General features: G+C 41.5%; 1 pseudogene. It reads right to left on the reverse strand.

Features of this window, described 5'->3' with window-relative positions:
• Window positions 1-429 (reverse strand): annotated as a pseudogene (locus ACYVTD_RS16455) (periplasmic flagellar collar protein FlcA); the annotation flags it as partial.
• Window positions 430-477 lie beyond the last annotated feature (48 nt).

Here is a 477-nt window from a genome sequence, read left to right on the forward strand (position 1 = left end):
GTTTATAAGAAGCCGTATTAATTTTGATAATTGTTCCGGTAGGATAACCTGCTCGGCGATTAATTCTTCACAGGTAATTCTTAAATTAAGCGGATAAGTAGTAAGAGTATGTAATAGATTATCAACATCTTCTTGACTTAAAGATATTTCATCGATATTGTCTTCCGCTTTTATCGTTTCTTCTTTTTCTTTGCGTTTTTTCCTTCCGAAGAAACCTTTCTTTTCCACAGGCTTTGGCGCGCTTACTTTTGTTTTATTTAAAATGTCATCAAGCCCGGTAAGCGAAAAATCATCGCCGCCAAAAACATCGCCTGAATCTCCGCCGGAAAAACCAGAGTCGCTTTCCTGTCCTTCCGCTTCCGCTCCGGTTCCTGTTCCGGTGTCCAACTCGATTGAATCGGACGCAAAGTCTGAGCCTAAATAGCCCAATCAAGAAAGTTGTCTCCTGCGGCAAGAAGTCCGTCGTAATCATTGGGA

This window comes from Treponema sp. R6D11, from assembly GCF_054786075.1.